The following is a 16,591-nucleotide window of genomic DNA, read 5'->3' as shown; positions in this document are numbered from 1 at the left end:
TCGCGCCGCCGTCGCGCGTGTGCCGCCGCGATTGCGGCGTTTCGTCGCAAACCGCTGGGGCCGCGCGCCGGGGCCTCCTACACTTGCTCCCTTTCTTGCACACCGATCCATTGCAAAGGAGCATTCCATGATCGTCGCCATCATTTCGCACACGCCTTTGTGGGTGTGGCCGCTGCTGGCCTTCCTGCTCTATCGCGGCTGGCAGGCCCGCCGCGACCGCGAGACCCCCATCCTCAAGGCCCTGGCGCTGCCGGTGGTGATGCTCTGGCTGTCGCTCTCCGGCCTGCTGGCAGCCTTCCATGCGCATCCGCTCAATGCGGCGCTGGGCGCCGGCGCCTTGCTGCTGTCGGCGCTGCTGAGTTTTCGCAGCCGCACCGCCCGCGCCATCCGGGTCGACGCCGCCGGTCACCGTATCGTCCAGCGCGGCAGCTGGCAGCCGCTGCTGCTGACGATGGGCATCTTCGCCGTCAAGTACGCCGCCGCAGCGACGCTGGCCCTGCAGCCGCAACTGGCCTCCCAAGCCTGGTTCGCCCTGCCGCAGGCCATGCTCTACGGCGCGTTCTCGGGCGTGTTCGCCGGCCGTTTGTTGCGAATCCTGCATCTTTACCGTCGCGCGCTGTCCGCCCAGCGCGAGGCGCCGGCGGCCGCGGGTTGAGCGGGATGGCAAAAAGGCAGCCTGCAGGGCTGCCTTGGGGCGCAAAGCGGATCGGCAAGCCGGTATAATCTCGGCTGCTCAATTAAATCGGCGTTCCATCTCCGCGCGGCGTGTGTCACCGCCCGCAGCCGCTTCCGCCTTAAGCCATTCCCATGCTCGCACAACAGAAACAAAGCATCTCCGACCTGTTCTCGTCCGCCCTGGCGCCCATCCTGGCAGGCACCGACCTGCAGCCGACCATCACGCTGGAGCGCCCGCGCGACGCATCGCACGGCGACATCGCCTGCAACATCGCGATGCAGCTGGCCAAGCCGCTGAAGAAGAATCCGCGCGAACTGGCGCAAGCCATCGTGGCTGCAGTGATGGCCGACCCCGCACGCGAAGGCCTGGTCGAGTCGGCGGAGATCGCCGGCCCCGGTTTCATCAACCTGCGCGTGGCGGCCGCCGCCAAGCAGGCGGTGGTGAAGGTCATCCACGAGCAAGGCGCCGACTACGGCCGCAGCCGCGCCGGCGAGGGCAAGAAGGTGCTGGTCGAGTTCGTCTCGGCCAACCCCACCGGTCCGCTGCACGTCGGCCACGGCCGCCAGGGCGCGCTGGGCGACGCGCTGTCGTCGCTGTTGGACGCGCAAGGCTACGACGTGCTGCGCGAGTTCTACTACAACGACGCCGGCGTGCAGATCGCCACGCTGGCGACCTCGGTTCAGGCGCGCGCGCGCGGCTTCAAGCCGGGCGATGCCGAGTGGCCGGCGTCGGCCTACAACGGCGACTACATCGGCGACATCGCGCAGGATTTCCTGGACAAGAAAACCGTCTCCGCCAGCGACGGCGAGCCGGCCACCGCCAGCGGCGACGCCAACGACATCGACTCGATCCGCCGCTTCGCCGTGGCCTACCTGCGCCACGAGCAGGATCTCGATTTGCAGGCCTTCGGCGTCAAGTTCGACAACTACTACCTTGAGTCGTCGCTCTACGCCGACGGCAAGGTGGCCGCCGCGGTCGAGGCGCTGGTCAAGGCCGGCAAGACCTACGAGCAGGAAGGCGCGCTGTGGCTGCGCACCACCGACTATGGCGACGACAAGGATCGCGTCATGAAGAAGACCGACGGCACCTACACCTATTTCGTGCCCGACGTCGCCTATCACATCAACAAATGGCAGCGCGGTTACGGCAAGGTCATCAACATCCAGGGCAGCGACCATCACGGCACCATCGCGCGCGTGCGCGCCGGGTTGCAGGCGGCCGGCGTGGGCATTCCGCAAGGTTATCCCGACTACGTGCTGCACAAGATGGTCACCGTGATGCGCAACGGCGAAGAGGTGAAGATCTCCAAGCGCGCCGGCTCCTATGTCACGCTGCGCGACCTGATCGAATGGTCGGCCGGCGAAGCCGTCGAAGGCCAGCCGCGCGACCTGACCCGCGGCCGCGACGCGGTGCGCTTCTTCCTGATCTCGCGCAAGGCCGACACCGAGTTCGTGTTCGACGTCGACCTGGCGCTGGCGCAATCCGACGAGAATCCGGTCTACTACGTGCAGTACGCCCATGCGCGCATCAGCACCGTGCTGGGCAAGTGGGGCGGCGACGAGGAAGAGCTCAAGACCGTGGCCGACCTGTCGCCGCTGACGGCGCCGCGCGAGGCCGCGCTGCTGGCCAAGCTGGCCGAGTATCCGGAGATGCTGGCGCACGCGCTGGCCGAGCTGGGGCCGCACCAGGTCGCCTTCTACCTGCGCGATCTGGCAGGCGAGCTGCATAGCTACTACAATGCGGAACGCGTGCTGGTCGACGATGTCCCAACCAGGTCCGCGCGCCTGGCCCTGCTGGCCGCGACCCGCCAGGTGCTGCGCAACGGCCTGGCGCTGTTGGGCGTATCGGCGCCGGCCAGAATGTAAAAACGCAAGTCAAAGCTGCCAAAAGAGAAACGTGAAACAGTTGAACGCGAAACATCACAAGCAGGCCGGCGGCACGCTGCTGGGCCTGATCCTGGGTTTGATCGTCGGTCTGGGCATCGCCGTCGGCGTCGCCCTGATGATTACCAAGTCGCCCATCCCCTTCGTCAACAAGGTAGTGCGTCCCGAGCGCGCCGACCCGACGCCGGCGCAGGCGGCCGACCCGAATCGTCCGCTGTACGGCAACCGCGACATCGCGCGCGAGGCTGCGCGCGAACAGCAGCAGTCGCAGACCCCGGTGCCGCCCAATACCGCCGCCGCCCAGCCGGCCGCTCCCGTGACGCCTGCCCCGGCGCCCGCCCCGGCCCCGAGCAAGCAGCCTGAGACCAAGGCGGCCGACGCCAAGCCGTCCCCGGCGGCGCCGGCCAAGAACGACGCCGACGACAAGTGGACCTATTTCCTGCAGACCGGCGCCTTCCGCGACCAGAACGATGCCGAAAGCGCGCGCGCCAAGCTGGCCCTGCTCGGCTTCGAAGCCAAGGTCACCGAACGCACGGCCGACAGCGGCGTGCTGTACCGCGTGCGCATCGGCCCCTTCGACCATGCGGAAGTAATGAACCGTACGCGCAGCAAGCTGTCCGATAACGGGGTCGATGCGGCAATCGTGCGCATTCCCAAGTAATCCGTACAACATCAGGAACACGCGGGCGCGGCATCAGGGGATGGCCGCGCCGGACGGTTCCGGGGCCGCGGCGGGCTGGGCGGCCCTCGTCGAATATCCATCAGAGAAGGGTAATTTCATGCGTTTCCATCAAAAGCTGCTGGCTGCCGTCAGCTTTGGCGTGCTGGCCCTGTCGGCCGGCCTGAATGCGTCGGCTTCGCCGGCCAATCCGCAGGTCGGCACCGACTACCGCGTGCTGGAGCAGGCCCAGCCTACCGACTCGGGCAACAAGGTCGAGGTCACCGAGTTCTTCTGGTTCGATTGCCCGCACTGCGCCGCCTGGGATCCCTCGCTGACCGCATGGGTCAAGAAGCAAGGCGACAAGATCAACTTCAAGAAGGTGCCGGTGGCCTTCCGCGACAGCTTCGTGCCGCAGCAGAAGCTGTACTACACGCTGGAAGCGATGGGCAAGGCTGAAGAACTGAGCCCGAAGATCTTCCACGCGATTCACGTCGAAGGCCAGCGCGTCAACACCGACAAGACCATCCTGGCTTATATCGAGAAGCTGGGCATCGACAAGCAAAAGTTCCAGGACCTGTACAACTCCTTCGGCGTGCAGACCAAGGCGCGTCGCGCAGCCCAGCTGCAGGAGGCCTACAAGGTCGACGGCGTGCCGATGATCGCCATCGACGGCCGTTACGTGACCTCACCCTCGGTGGTCGGCGTGGCGCTGGCCAACCAGCCGGAATCCATGCAGCAGGCCGCGGCCCTGCAGGTGATGGATCACCTGGTGGCCAAGGCGGCGGCCGAAAAGGCTGCCGGCGGCAAGAAGAAATAAGCGCCAGCGCGCATCGAACGGTCCGCGCCCGCAAGGCCGCGGGCCGTTTTCATTTCCAGCCGTGCAATTCAACAGAAGAGGAGCGGACGTGGCAGAAGCGACAGAAACCCGGGGCGCGCAGTCGCGCCAGCGCGTATTCCTGACCGGCGCCTCCAGCGGCATCGGCATGGCGCTGGCGCGCGCCTATGCCGCGCAGGGCGCGGTGCTGGGCCTGGTGGCGCGCCGCGCCGCCGAGCTGGAGGCCTTGCGCGCAAGCCTGCCCGACGCCGCCGCGCATCGCGTGTACGCGCTGGATGTAACCGATCATGCCACATTGCAGGACGCCGCCCACGCTTTCATGGCGGAGTTCGGCGGCGCCGATGTGGTGATCGCCAACGCCGGCATCTCGCAGGGCACGCTCACCGAATACCAGGAAGACCTGGCCGCATTCGAGCGCATCATGGCCGTCAACGTCACTGCCGCCTTCGCCACCTTCACGCCCTTCGTGGCGCGCATGAAGGCGCTGCCCGAGCATGAGCGTCGCCGCTGCCGGTTGGTCGGCATCGGCAGCGTGGCCGGCATCCGCGGCCTGCCCGGCGCCGAGGCCTACAGCGCCTCCAAGGCCGCCGTGATCAGCTACTGCGAATCGCTGCGGGTGGAGTTGCGCGCCAGCGGCATCAAGGTGGTCACGGTGGCGCCGGGCTACATCGACACGCCCATGACCCGGGTCAACCACTACCGGATGCCCTTCCTGATGCCGGTCGACGTCTTCGCCGGGCGCGCGCTGCGCGCCATTGCCGAGGGCGACAGCTATCGCGTCATCCCCTGGCAGATGGGCGTGGTCGCCAAGCTGCTCAGGCTGGCGCCGAACTGGCTGTACGATATGGCGTTCGCGCGCGCCCCGCACAAGAAACGCAACCTGTAATCCGCGCGGCGGATGCCCTCATCGGCTTCGCCGTGCGCACCTGGAGTCCACATGAAGATCATTTTCGCCGGCACGCCGGAATTCGCCGCCGTGGCGCTGGAAGCGCTGTACGCCGCCGGCCACGAGATCACGCTGGTGCTGACCCAGCCCGACCGCCCCGCCGGGCGCGGCATGCAGCTGCAGGCTTCGCCCGTCAAGCAATGCGCGCAGAAACACGGAACCACGGTAGCGCAGCCGGTCTCGCTGCGCCTGAACGGCAAGTATCCCGAGGTGGCGCAGGAGGCCCACGCGCTGCTGCAGGCCACGCCGCATGATGTGATGGTGGTGGCCGCCTACGGCCTGATCCTGCCGCGCAGCGTACTGGACATCCCGCGCCTGGGCTGCATCAACATCCACGGTTCGCTGCTGCCGCGCTGGCGCGGCGCCGCGCCCATCCATCGCGCCATCGAGGCCGGCGACGCCGAGACCGGCATCACCATCATGCAGATGGAAGAGGGCCTGGACACCGGGCCGATGATGCTCATCGAGAGCCTGTCCATCCTGGAAGACGACACCACCGGCAGCCTGCACGACAAGCTGGCCGCGCTGGGCGGCAGGATGATCGTGGAGGCGCTGGACAAGCTGGGCCGCGGCGAATTGCCGGCCACGCCGCAGCCGGAGGAGGGCGCCAACTATGCCGCCAAGATTGCCAAGGAAGAGGCTGCGCTGGACTTCTCGCAAAGCGCGCAGCAGCTGGCGCGCCGCATCCGCGCCTTCAATCCCTTCCCCGGCGCCACCGGCCGCGTGGGCGAGACGGTGATCAAGCTGTGGCAGGCGCGCCCGGTCACGGTGGCGCAGCGCGGCGCGCCGGGCCAGGTGCTGTCGGCGGACGCCCAGGGCGGCATCGTGGTGGCCTGCGGCGAAGGCGCGCTGCTGCTGACCGAACTGCAAAAGCCGGGCGGCAAGCGGCTGCCGGCGTCCGAGTTCCTCAAGGGCTTCGCGCTGGAAGATGCACGCTTCGCCTAATCCGGTATCGGCAGCGGGCTGGCGGGTTTGATCTCTTCCATGCACACCATGGAGCGCACGCCGGCCACGCCCGGCACCTGCATCAGGCGGTCGGTGAGGAAGGCCGACAGGCTCTTGAGGTCGGTCGCCACCACCTTGAGCAGGTAGTCGAAGTCGCCCGAGATGGTGTAGCACTCCAGGATCTCGGGGAATTGCCGGATCGCCTTCTCCACGCTGCGCACCTGCTTGAACTGCTCGCGCGCCAGCGACAGGCTGACGAAGGCCGTCACGCCCAATCCCAGCGCGGCCGCCTCCACCTGCGCCGTGTAGCCGCGAATCACTCCCTCCTGTTCCAGCCGCTGCACGCGGCGATAGCACTGCGGCGGCGACAGGCTCACGCGATCTGACAGCTCGACATTGCTGGCGCGGCCGTCCGCCTGCAGCGTTTCCAGGATGATGCGGTCATAACGATCGAATTTTTCCATTTTCAGCTATTCCATGAAAGGATCGTTCATGATAGTTCGAAATGAGGAATTGAAACGCAAAGTAATTTCCCCCTTCTGCAACTAACATGTACGCATGCAGTGAACCACCGGCCGGCGCGATGTTCTACCGGGTACCGGAGCGGGCCGGCAGACAGGGAGGGCGTCATGAATGCACGGATCGGCAATCCCCATATCGCACTGGAAGAGCGCTACTGCGCGCATAACTACGCGCCGCTGCCGGTGGTGCTCTGCCGCGGCGAGGGCGTCTGGTTGTGGGACGACCACGGCCACCGCTACCTGGACATGATGTCGGCCTATTCGGCTGTCAGCTTCGGCCATGCCCATCCGCGCCTGGTAGCTGCCCTGGCCGGGCAGGCGCGCCGGCTGGCAGTGACCTCGCGCGCCTTCTACAGCGATCGCCTCGGACTCTTCCTGCAGCGCTTGTGCGAGATGACGGGCATGCCGCGCGCCTTGCCCATGAACAGCGGCGCGGAGGCGGTGGAGACCGCCATCAAGGCGGCCCGCAAATGGGGCTATCGCCATCGCGGCATTGCAGATGGCCGGGCGCGCATCATCGCGTGCCGCGGCAATTTCGCCGGACGCACCACCACCATCGTCGGTTTCTCGTCGGAGGCGCAGTACCGCGACGGCTTCGGCCCCTTCGATGGCGGTTTCGATCTCGTGCCCTTCGGCGACGCCGCCGCGCTCGATGCCGCCATCACGCCAGAGACCGTGGCCTTCCTGGTCGAGCCCATCCAGGGCGAGGGCGGCATCGTGATGCCGCCGGACGGCTACCTGCGGCGCTGCCGCGAGATCTGCGCGCGCCGCGGCGTGCTGATGATGTGCGACGAGGTGCAGACCGGGCTGGGCCGCACCGGCCGCCTGCTGGCCTGCGATCATGAAGACGTGCGCCCGGACTGCCTGATCCTGGGCAAGGCGCTGGGCGGCGGCTTGCTGCCGGTATCGGCATTCCTCGCCGGCGACGAAGTGATGGATGTGTTCACTCCCGGCGACCACGGCAGCACCTTCGGCGGCAACGCCTTGTCGGCGGCGGTGGGCGCCGAGGCCCTGGCGCTGCTGCAGGACGGCGAGCTGATCGCCAACGCGCGCGAGCAGGGCCGTCGCCTGGCGGACGGCCTGCGCCGCATCGCTCACCCGGCCCTGCGCGAAGTGCGCGGACGCGGGCTGATGCTGGGCATCGACCTGGATCCGCGCTTCATCAAGGCGCGCGGCTTTTGCGAGCGCCTCATGGCCTGCGGCGTGCTGACCAAGGAAACGCACGACACCGTGGTGCGCCTGGCGCCGCCGCTGGTCATTGCAAGCGAGGAGGTGGACCTTGCCCTGCAGGCCGTGCGCGATGTGTTCCAGAGCATTCCCGCGCATCGCGTCTCCGATTCATAAGCCAGCCAACCAAGGAGAATCTTCATGAAACAGCAACGCCACGATGCATTCCTGATGTGCCCGCCGCAGCACTTCGGCGTGTCCTATGTGATCAATCCCTGGATGGAGGGCAATGTCGCCCATGCCGACCTTAGCCTGGCCGAGCGCCAGTGGCAGGCGCTGCGCGATGGCCTGGCCGGCGTGGCGCAGGTGCGCGAGATGCCGGCCGCCGCCGGCGTGCCGGACATGGTGTTTACCGCCAACGCCGGCCTGGTGCTGGAGGACCAGGTAGTGCTCTCGCATTTCCGTCACGCCGAGCGGCAAGCCGAGGAGCCGCACTTCAGGGCCTGGTTCGAATCGCAGGGCTTGCGCGTGCTGGCGATGCCGGAGCACGTGCCCTTCGAGGGCGCCGGCGACGCCTTGCTGGATCGCCAGGCCGATCTGCTGTGGATGGGCTACGGCCACCGCACCGACGTGCGCGCCGCGCCGCTGGTGGCCGGCTGGCTGAAGATCGAGGTGCAGTCGCTGCAGCTGGTCGACCCGCGCTTCTACCACCTCGATACCTGCTTCTGTCCGCTGCAGGGCGGCTACCTGATGGCCTACCTGCCGGCCTTCGATGCCGCCTCGCGCAAGGCCATCGCCGCCCGCGTGCCGCCGCAGCGCCTGATCGCGGTGGGCGAGGAGGACGCGCTGCGCTTCGCCTGCAATGCCGTCAACGCCGGCCGCCACGTGTTTCTCAACCGGGCGTCGCCAGCCTTGCGCGGGCAGCTGGAGGAAAAGGGTTTCGAGGTGCATGAGACGCCGCTGTCGGAGTTCATGAAAGCCGGCGGCGCCGCCAAGTGCCTGACGTTGAAGCTCGATGAGCCGCGCCGGCATGCGGACGGGGCGGCCAACGCCCCCACGCGCGGCGACGACCGGCGCAGCGCGTGAGGCTTGCGCCATCTGCAAAAAGGCCCGCATCCGCGGGCCTTTTTCATTGCTTGATCACATGCGGCAAGTGACGCCAGAACAGTTCCGCGCCCAGGTGCACCTTGGCCTCCCAGTCCATGGCCGCGTCATCGTCGGCGCCATCGGTGATGAACTTGAACGCGCGCCACGGCACGCCGAAATGGCGGCACACGCGGGCGATGGCGAACAGCTCCATGTCCACCAGGTCGACCTGCTGCTCCAGCAGCCAGGCGTCGCTGGCGGTGACGAAGCTGTCGCCGGTGCCGCAAACCACGCCGGGATACCCGGACTCCAGGCGCGGCGGTTCCCGGTCCTGCGGCATCAGCGGGGTGACGCCGCGCGGCGCCAGCGGCATGGCCATCATGTCGCGCTGGACCACGGCGGCCACCTCCAGCAAGCCATCGTGCAGAGGATCGATCTTGCCGGCCGTGCCGAAATTGATCATCAGCCCTGGACGCCGCTCCAGGATGGCCTGGGCGGCATGCAGCGCGGCGTTGACCTTGCCCACGCCGCAATAGACGACCTCTGTTCCGGGCGGGGCGTCGGCGGCGTTGAGTTCGTGGGGCAAGGCGGTCAGGATAAGGACGCGGCGATCGGTCATGAGTTGTCGTTTTGAAATGTTTTTGGGGCCTGGCAGCCATGCCCGGAATCGGGGCTCGGGGCGGGTTTGCCGTATAATCCGGGGTCTATTTTCGCTCACAAAACCGGTCTTCCGACGGCCGGTTTTCTTGTCCGGCCGACCGGACGACGCAGCGCGCATTTTTGCCGAAACAAGAGAACAACGCCAGATGAAGCCGAACGAACTCTGCCAAACCGAATTGCTGCTGCGCGACCTGATGTCCAAGCGCATCCTGATCCTTGATGGCGCCATGGGCACCATGATCCAGCAATACAAGCTGACCGAGGAAGACTACCGCGGCAAGCGCTTCGCCGACTTCAGCGTGCCCGGCAAAGACATGTTCGTCAAGGGCAACAACGAGCTGCTTTCCCTGACCCAGCCGCACATCATCCAGGAAATCCACGAGCAATACCTGGCCGCCGGCGCCGACCTGATCGAGACCAATACCTTCGGCGCCACCAGCGTGGCGCAGGACGACTACCACATGGCCCATCTCGTCTACGAGATGAACGTGGAATCGGCGCGCCTGGCGCGCGCGGCCTGCGACAAGTATTCGACGCCCGACAAGCCGCGCTTCGTGGCCGGCGCCTTGGGTCCCACGCCCAAGACCGCCTCGATCTCTCCGGACGTCAACGACCCGGCCGCGCGCAACGTCACCTTCGACCAGCTGGTTGCGGCCTACCTGGAGCAGACCCGCGCGCTGGTGGAGGGCGGATCCGACGTGCTGCTGGTCGAGACCATCTTCGACACCCTCAATTGCAAGGCCGCCCTGTTCGCTATCGACACCTTCTTCGAAGAGTCGGGCAAGCGCCTGCCGATCATGATTTCCGGCACCGTGACCGACGCCTCCGGCCGCATCCTGTCGGGCCAGACCGTGACCGCGTTCTGGAACTCGATCCGCCACGCGCGGCCGCTGACGGTGGGCCTGAACTGCGCGCTGGGCGCGGCGCTGATGCGTCCCTACGCGGAAGAGCTGTCGCGCATCGCCGACACCTACGTCTGCATCTATCCCAATGCCGGCCTGCCCAACCCGATGAGCGACACCGGCTTCGACGAGACGCCCGACGTGACCTCGGCGCTGTTGAAGGAGTTCGCCGAGAGCGGTTTCGTCAACGTCGCCGGCGGCTGCTGCGGCACCACGCCGCCGCACATCAAGGCGATCGCCGAGACCGTCGCCGCCATCGCCCCGCGCAAGCTGCCCGAGCCCACGCATGAGATGCGCCTGTCCGGCCTGGAGCCGTTCACCATCAATGACCAGTCGCTTTATGTGAACGTCGGCGAGCGCACCAACGTCACCGGCTCCAAGGCCTTCGCCCGCCTGATCCTCAACGAGCAGTACGACGAGGCGCTGGCCGTGGCGCGCCAGCAGGTCGAGAACGGCGCGCAGATCATCGACATCAACATGGACGAGGCGATGCTCGATTCGCTCGCCGCCATGACGCGCTTCCTCAACCTGATCGCCTCCGAGCCCGACATTGCGCGCGTGCCCATCATGATCGACTCCTCCAAGTGGGAAGTCATCGAGGCCGGCCTGAAGTGCGTGCAGGGCAAGTCCATCGTCAACTCCATCTCGATGAAGGAAGGCGAGGAGAAATTCCTGCGCGAGGCCAAGCTGTGCCGCCGCTACGGCGCCGCCGTGATCGTGATGGCCTTCGACGAAACGGGCCAGGCCGACACCTTCGCGCGCAAGATCGAGATCTGCGAACGCGCCTATCGCCTGCTGGTGGACCGGCTCGGCTTCCCGCCGGAGGACATCATCTTCGATCCCAACATCTTCGCCGTCGCCACCGGCATCGAGGAGCACAACAACTACGCGGTTGACTTCATCGAGGCCACCCGCTGGATCCACGAGAACCTGCCCTATGCCAAGATCAGCGGCGGCGTCTCCAACGTGTCCTTCAGCTTCCGCGGCAACGACCCGGCGCGCGAGGCGATCCACACCGTGTTCCTGTACCACGCCATCAAGGCCGGCATGACCATGGGCATCGTCAACGCCGGCATGATCGGCGTCTACGACGACCTGCCGGCCGAGCTGCGCGAGCGCGTCGAGGACGTGGTGCTGAATCGCCGCGAAGACGCCACCGAGCGCATGATCGAATACGCCGCCACGCTGAAGGCCGGCGACAAGAAGGAAGAAGCCACGCTGGAGTGGCGCAACGATCCGGTCGAGAAGCGCTTGTCGCACGCGCTGGTGCACGGCATCACGCAATGGATCGTGGAAGACACCGAAGAAGCGCGGGCGCAGATCGCCGCCCGCGGCGGCCGTCCCATCCACGTGATCGAAGGCCCGCTGATGGACGGCATGAACGTGGTCGGCGACCTGTTCGGCCAGGGCAAGATGTTCCTGCCGCAGGTGGTGAAGTCGGCGCGCGTGATGAAGCAGGCGGTGGCCCACCTGATTCCCTTCATCGAAGAGGAAAAGCGCCAGCTGGAGATCGAGACCGGCGTGGTGGCCAAGCCCAAGGGCAAGATCGTGATCGCCACCGTCAAGGGCGACGTGCACGACATCGGCAAGAACATCGTCACCGTGGTCCTCCAGTGCAACAATTTCGAGGTGGTGAACATGGGCGTGATGGTGCCGTGCGCGCAGATCCTGGCCCGTGCCAAGGAAGAGAACGCGGACATCATCGGCCTGTCCGGCCTGATCACGCCCTCGCTGGAAGAGATGGCCTACGTCGCCAAGGAAATGCAGCGCGACCCCTATTTCGCCGGCCTCAGGATGCCGCTGCTGATCGGCGGCGCCACCACTTCGCGCGCGCACACGGCCGTGAAGATCGCGCCCAACTACGAAGGACCGGTGGTCTACGTGCCGGACGCCTCGCGCGCGGTGTCGGTGGCGCAGTCGCTGCTCACCGACGAGCAGAAGGGGCAGTACGTGGCCGAGCTCAACGCCGACTACGAGCGCATCCGCGAGCAGCACGCCAACAAGAAGGCGGTGCCGATGCTGACGCTGGCCGCCGCGCGCGCCAACAAGACCCGGCTCGAGTATGCGCCGGTCAAGCCCAAGTTCATCGGCCGCCGCGTGTTCAAGAACGTCGACCTGGGCCTCCTGGCCAACTACATCGACTGGGGCCCGTTCTTCCAGACCTGGGACCTGGCCGGCCCTTACCCCGCCATCCTCACCGACGAGGTAGTGGGCGAGGCCGCCAGCAAGGTGTTCGCCGAAGCGCAGGTGCTGCTCAAGAAGATCGTCGACGGCCGCTGGCTGACCGCCAACGGCGTGGTCTCGCTGCTGCCGGCCAACAGCGTCAACGACGACGATATCGAGATCTACACCGACGATACCCGCAGCCAGGTCGCCTTTACCTATTACGGCGCGCGCCAGCAGACCGAGAAGCCGGTGGTGGACGGCGTGGCGCGTCCCAACCAGTGCCTGTCGGATTTCATCGCGCCCAAGGCGTCCGGCATCCAGGATTACATCGGCCTGTTCGCAGTGACCTCGGGCCTGGGCATCGAGAAGTACGAGAAGCGCTTCGAGGATGCGCATGACGATTACTCCTCGATCATGCTCAAGGCCCTGGCCGACCGCCTGGCCGAAGCCTTCGCCGAATACCTGCACGAGCGGGTGCGCAAGGACTTGTGGGGCTACGTGCCCGACGAGGCCCTGTCCAATACCGAGCTGATCAAGGAAAAGTACCTGGGTATCCGCCCCGCGCCGGGCTATCCGGCCTGCCCCGAGCATACCGTCAAGGCCGAGGCCTTCCGCGTCATGCAGTGCGAGGACATCGGCATGCAGTTGACCGAGTCCTACGCCATGTTCCCGGGCGCGGCGGTGTCGGGCTTCTACTTCGCGCATCCGCAATCCAAGTACTTCGTGGTCGGCAAGATCGGCGAAGACCAGGTGCAGGACATGGCCGAGCGCCGCGGCGTGCCCAAGGAAGACATCGAGCGCTGGCTGGCGCCGAACCTGTAACGACCCGAGCCGCGCCGGCGGGCCTTCTCCCGCCGGCGCGCTCTTGAAATCGCCCGCCGTCCTGCTATCATCCTGCGCCATGATCGATTCCGCCGACAACGCCACCCATTCGCTGCCCGTCACGGTGGCCACGCGCCTGCATTTTTCCGACAGCGCGCGCAGCACGTTCACCGTCGACCTCGGGCAAGACCTGCTGGGCGACTGGATCCTGACCCAGACCTGGGGCGGCAGCCAGATGCAGCGCGGCGGCGGCAAGCGCATGGTGGTGGACGGCCATGAGGCCGGCCTGCTGATGCTGCAGAAGATCGCGCAGAAGAAGGAGCGCAGCGGCTACAACCAGGTGCATCCTTACCATGTGCGTTCGCATTGGCTGTAAGGCCAGGTCGCCTGCATCGCCGTAAGCCGCCGCCGGGCGGCTTTTTTTTCGCCACGCCGGCGGTGAGCGCCGCTTCCGGCCTGCGCGCGCAGGGCGCCTGCACCCCGATTCCCCTCGTGTTAGTCTGTGCAGCTCGCGCCGCCGCGCTTCGTCGTGATGTCGAAGCGATAACAATAACCTGCGCGCGCCACCTCACCCAATAAGAACACGGAGACAAACAGTGGATTCCAGCCCATCCAGCCAGGCCGCGGGCCTGCATCAGGTCGACTCGTCCTATGCCGTCATGCGGCTTTTCATCACGCTGATCCTGATGATCGTCGGCGCCAGCGGCATGTACGTGATGGCGGTGGTGCTGCCCGCCGTGCAGGCCGATTTCGGCGTCGACCGCGGGCTGGCCTCGCTGCCGTATACGCTGACCATGCTGGGGGTGGGCGCCGGCGGCATGCTGATGGGGCGCATGGCCGACAAGGTCGGCATCATGAAACCGCTGCTGCTGGGCGGCGCCTGCCTGGGCGGCGGCTTCATCGCGGCGGCGCTGGCGCCCAACATCTGGGCCTTCATGGCGGCGCACTGTATCCTGATCGGCCTCCTGGGCACGGCCTCGACGTTCTCGCCGCTGGTGGCCGACACCTCGCTGTGGTTTCGCAAGCGGCGCGGCATCGCGGTGGCGGTGTGCGCCAGCGGCAACTACCTGGGCGGCGCGCTGTGGCCGCCCATCATCCAGCATTTCGTCGACGCGGTCGGCTGGCGCCAGACCTACATCGGGATGGGGATCGTATGCGCCGCCGTGATGTGCACGCTGGCCTGGCTGATGCGGGCGCGCCCGCCGGTGCAGGCCGCCGGCGCGGGCGCGGCCGGCAATGGCGCCGGCAACCGTCCGTTCGGCTTGTCGCCGCGCGCGGCCCAATTGCTGCTGTGCCTGGCCGGCATCGCCTGCTGCGTGGCCATGGCCATGCCCCAGGTGCACATCGTGGCCTACTGCGGCGATCTCGGCTACGGCCCGGCGCGCGGCGCGCAAATGCTCTCGCTGATGCTGGCCTGCGGCGTGGTCAGCCGGCTGGTGTCGGGCGCCATCTGCGACCGCATCGGCGGCCTGCGCACGCTGCTGCTCGGCTCCTTCCTGCAGGGCGTCTCGCTGCTGCTGTTCCTGCCCTTCGATAGCCTGGCCTCGCTGTATGTGATCTCGGCGCTGTTCGGCCTGTTCCAGGGCGGCATCGTGCCCTCCTACGCCATCATCGTGCGCGAATACTTCCCGGCGGCCGAGGCCGGCCAGCGGGTCGGCGCGGTGATCATGACCACCATGTTCGGCATGGCCATCGGCGGCTGGATGTCGGGCAAGATCTTCGACCTGGCCGGCTCCTATCACGCGGCCTTCGCCAACGGCGTCGGCTGGAACCTGCTCAATCTCGCGATCGCCTTCCTGTTGTTGACCAGGGTGCGCGGCGCGCGGCTGAAGGCGGCCTGAAACCGGCGCCTGGCCGTCCGGCTGCGGTTGGCAGCCGGGCGGCTTTCCGCTACGCTGTGCGCAGATAACTCGAACAACGAATTGCCACCACAGCCATGCTGATCCTCTTCCTCAAAGCCGTCGTCCTGATCCCGATCACGCTGCTGCCCATCCTCAACCCGCTGGGCATCGCGCCGGTGTTCGCCAACCTGCTGGGCAACGTCAGCCGCAGCACGGAAAAGCGCATCGCGCGCCAGGTCGCGATCAATTGCTGGTTCATGCTGGTGGCGGCGATCTTCATCGGTTCGCACGTGCTGACTTTCTTCGGCATCTCGCTGCCCATCGTGCGCGTGGGCGGCGGCTTGCTGGTGGCGGTGTCGGGCTGGAAACTGCTCAACGACAACAACCAGGACAGTTCGATTCCCACCCAGGTCGCCAAGACCTACGACGAAGACCTGCCCGATGAGGAGATCAAGGCGCGCAGCTTCTTTCCGATGAGTTTCCCGCTGACGGTGGGGCCGGGCACCATCGCGGCCTCGATCACGCTGGGTGCCAACACGCCCACGCGGCTGCTGGATTGGGTGATTTCGGTGGGCAGCGCGGCGCTGGGGGCGGCGCTGACGTCGGTGGCGATCTTCCTGTGCTACAACTACGCGCACAAGCTGGTCAAGCTGATGGGGCGATTGGGGACGATGGTGGTGTTGCGACTGTCAGCCTTCATCCTGCTGTGCATCGGCATCCAGATCTTCTGGTCGGGTTTGTCCGCCTTGCTGGCCGAAGCCGGCATCAGCGGCGTGGCGCCGTGAAGCCGTGAGCGGCTGACGACGGCTACTTCAGCCAGCCCAGTTCATCCAGCGCGTCCTGCACCAGCTCCAGCCGCAGCAGCGGATTGTCCAGCGCCAGCAGGCTCTGCTTCACTTCCACCGGCACCGGCATCATCTCGGCCCAGCGGTTGGCGACCCAGCCGCAGTCGTGCAGCCTGAAGGGCTGGGCGATGGGCACCTCGCTCTCGGGCAGGCCCTGGCGCATCACCGATTGCAGCAGGTGCTCCAGCGCCTGTGCGGTGTTCTTCAATTCGTCCGGAATCGCCACGGCGCGGTCGGCCTCCATGATCTCTACCTCGGCGGTCCACAGGCCGTGCTTCTGCTGTTCCGCCTGCAGGATGCGGAAACGCTCGGCGCCAGTGCAGGCGATGCGCATCAGGCCCACCGAAGGCGTTGACCATTCCTGGATCCTGGCCAGCGTGCCCACGCCGACGAAGCGCTCCAGCTGCCCCGGCCGTCGCACCTCGGCGCCCTCGGTCAGCGCCACCACGCCGAAGGCGCTGCCGTCGGCGATGCATTTGCCGACCATGTCGAGATAACGCACCTCGAAGATCTGCAGCGGCAGCCGTCCCTCAGGGAACAGCGTGCTGGCCAGCGGGAACAGCGGGATGGTCTGCGCCGAGATCGGCGGGCGGGGAGTGGCGGGGGCGGCGGGCATGGTCAGCTCCGCCGTCCGG

General features: G+C 67.0%; 15 protein-coding genes. 12 read left to right on the top strand and 3 right to left on the bottom strand.

The annotated features are described in order from the left end of the window. Positions 1–127 precede the first annotated feature (127 nt). The 6 genes from Herbaro_RS19845 to fmt all read left to right on the top strand — a co-directional run bounded on the left by Herbaro_RS19845 (position 128) and on the right by fmt (position 5,946). Positions 128–655, top strand: coding sequence for a DUF6622 family protein (locus Herbaro_RS19845; RefSeq protein ID WP_275011320.1), 528 nt, complete (start codon positions 128–130; stop codon positions 653–655). Between the two features lie 152 nt (positions 656–807). After that, the gene (gene argS, locus Herbaro_RS19840; RefSeq protein WP_275011319.1) at positions 808–2,541 is read left to right on the top strand and encodes an arginine--tRNA ligase; all 1,734 of its coding nucleotides are present in this window, start codon (positions 808–810) and stop codon (positions 2,539–2,541) included. 31 nt (positions 2,542–2,572) lie between these two features. Further along, entirely contained in the window at positions 2,573–3,220 is a 648-nt protein-coding gene (locus Herbaro_RS19835) for an SPOR domain-containing protein (RefSeq protein WP_275011318.1), read from the top strand. 118 nt (positions 3,221–3,338) lie between these two features. Next, positions 3,339–4,037 carry a thiol:disulfide interchange protein DsbA/DsbL gene (locus Herbaro_RS19830; RefSeq protein WP_275011317.1) on the top strand — a complete coding sequence of 233 codons (699 nt, stop codon included), beginning with the start codon at positions 3,339–3,341 and terminating at the stop codon, positions 4,035–4,037. An 88-nt stretch (positions 4,038–4,125) separates the two neighbouring features. Next, entirely contained in the window at positions 4,126–4,941 is an 816-nt protein-coding gene (locus tag Herbaro_RS19825) for an SDR family oxidoreductase (RefSeq protein WP_275011316.1), read from the top strand. 51 nt (positions 4,942–4,992) lie between these two features. After that, positions 4,993–5,946 carry a methionyl-tRNA formyltransferase gene (fmt, locus tag Herbaro_RS19820; protein ID WP_275011315.1) on the top strand — a complete coding sequence of 318 codons (954 nt, stop codon included), beginning with the start codon at positions 4,993–4,995 and terminating at the stop codon, positions 5,944–5,946. Here the strand turns inward: fmt and Herbaro_RS19815 are convergent. Beyond that, positions 5,943–6,410 (bottom strand): Lrp/AsnC family transcriptional regulator, encoded by a 468-nt coding sequence (locus Herbaro_RS19815; RefSeq protein ID WP_275011314.1) that lies wholly within the window; start codon positions 6,408–6,410, stop codon positions 5,943–5,945. The two genes, fmt and Herbaro_RS19815, sit on opposite strands and share 4 nt — an antisense overlap. 165 nt (positions 6,411–6,575) lie before the next feature. Between Herbaro_RS19815 and rocD the strand changes: the two genes are divergently transcribed. Next, complete coding sequence (rocD, locus tag Herbaro_RS19810; protein ID WP_275011313.1) at positions 6,576–7,811, top strand: ornithine--oxo-acid transaminase; 1,236 nt, start codon at positions 6,576–6,578, stop codon at positions 7,809–7,811. 24 nt (positions 7,812–7,835) lie between these two features. Further along, positions 7,836–8,720 (top strand): dimethylarginine dimethylaminohydrolase family protein, encoded by an 885-nt coding sequence (locus Herbaro_RS19805; protein ID WP_275011312.1) that lies wholly within the window; start codon positions 7,836–7,838, stop codon positions 8,718–8,720. 43 nt (positions 8,721–8,763) lie between these two features. Here the strand turns inward: Herbaro_RS19805 and Herbaro_RS19800 are convergent, their stop codons facing one another. Beyond that, a complete protein-coding gene (locus tag Herbaro_RS19800; RefSeq protein ID WP_275011311.1) occupies positions 8,764–9,339 on the bottom strand; it encodes a phosphorylase family protein in 576 nt (191 codons plus the stop codon). Between the two features lie 187 nt (positions 9,340–9,526). On the opposite strand from Herbaro_RS19800, the gene metH reads away from it, so the two are divergent. The 4 genes from metH (at position 9,527) to Herbaro_RS19780 (ending at position 15,896) form a co-directional block, all read left to right on the top strand. After that, positions 9,527–13,270 (top strand): methionine synthase, encoded by a 3,744-nt coding sequence (gene metH / locus Herbaro_RS19795; RefSeq protein ID WP_275011310.1) that lies wholly within the window; start codon positions 9,527–9,529, stop codon positions 13,268–13,270. A gap of 79 nt (positions 13,271–13,349) precedes the next feature. Next, positions 13,350–13,646, top strand: coding sequence for a hypothetical protein (locus tag Herbaro_RS19790; protein ID WP_275011309.1), 297 nt, complete (start codon positions 13,350–13,352; stop codon positions 13,644–13,646). 283 nt (positions 13,647–13,929) lie between these two features. After that, positions 13,930–15,111 (top strand): MFS transporter, encoded by a 1,182-nt coding sequence (locus Herbaro_RS19785; RefSeq protein WP_275014063.1) that lies wholly within the window; start codon positions 13,930–13,932, stop codon positions 15,109–15,111. Between the two features lie 95 nt (positions 15,112–15,206). Then, positions 15,207–15,896 (top strand): MarC family protein, encoded by a 690-nt coding sequence (locus tag Herbaro_RS19780; protein ID WP_275011308.1) that lies wholly within the window; start codon positions 15,207–15,209, stop codon positions 15,894–15,896. A gap of 22 nt (positions 15,897–15,918) precedes the next feature. Here the strand turns inward: Herbaro_RS19780 and Herbaro_RS19775 are convergent, their stop codons facing one another. Continuing rightward, positions 15,919–16,572 carry an LON peptidase substrate-binding domain-containing protein gene (locus tag Herbaro_RS19775; protein ID WP_275011307.1) on the bottom strand — a complete coding sequence of 218 codons (654 nt, stop codon included), beginning with the start codon at positions 16,570–16,572 and terminating at the stop codon, positions 15,919–15,921. Positions 16,573–16,591: the final 19 nt, after the last annotated feature.

It is taken from the genome of Herbaspirillum sp. WKF16 (genome assembly GCF_028993615.1).
Lineage (GTDB): Bacteria > Pseudomonadota > Gammaproteobacteria > Burkholderiales > Burkholderiaceae_D > Herbaspirillum.
The sequence above is the reverse complement of the archived record's forward strand: the minus strand, read 5'-3'. Positions and strand labels throughout refer to the sequence as shown.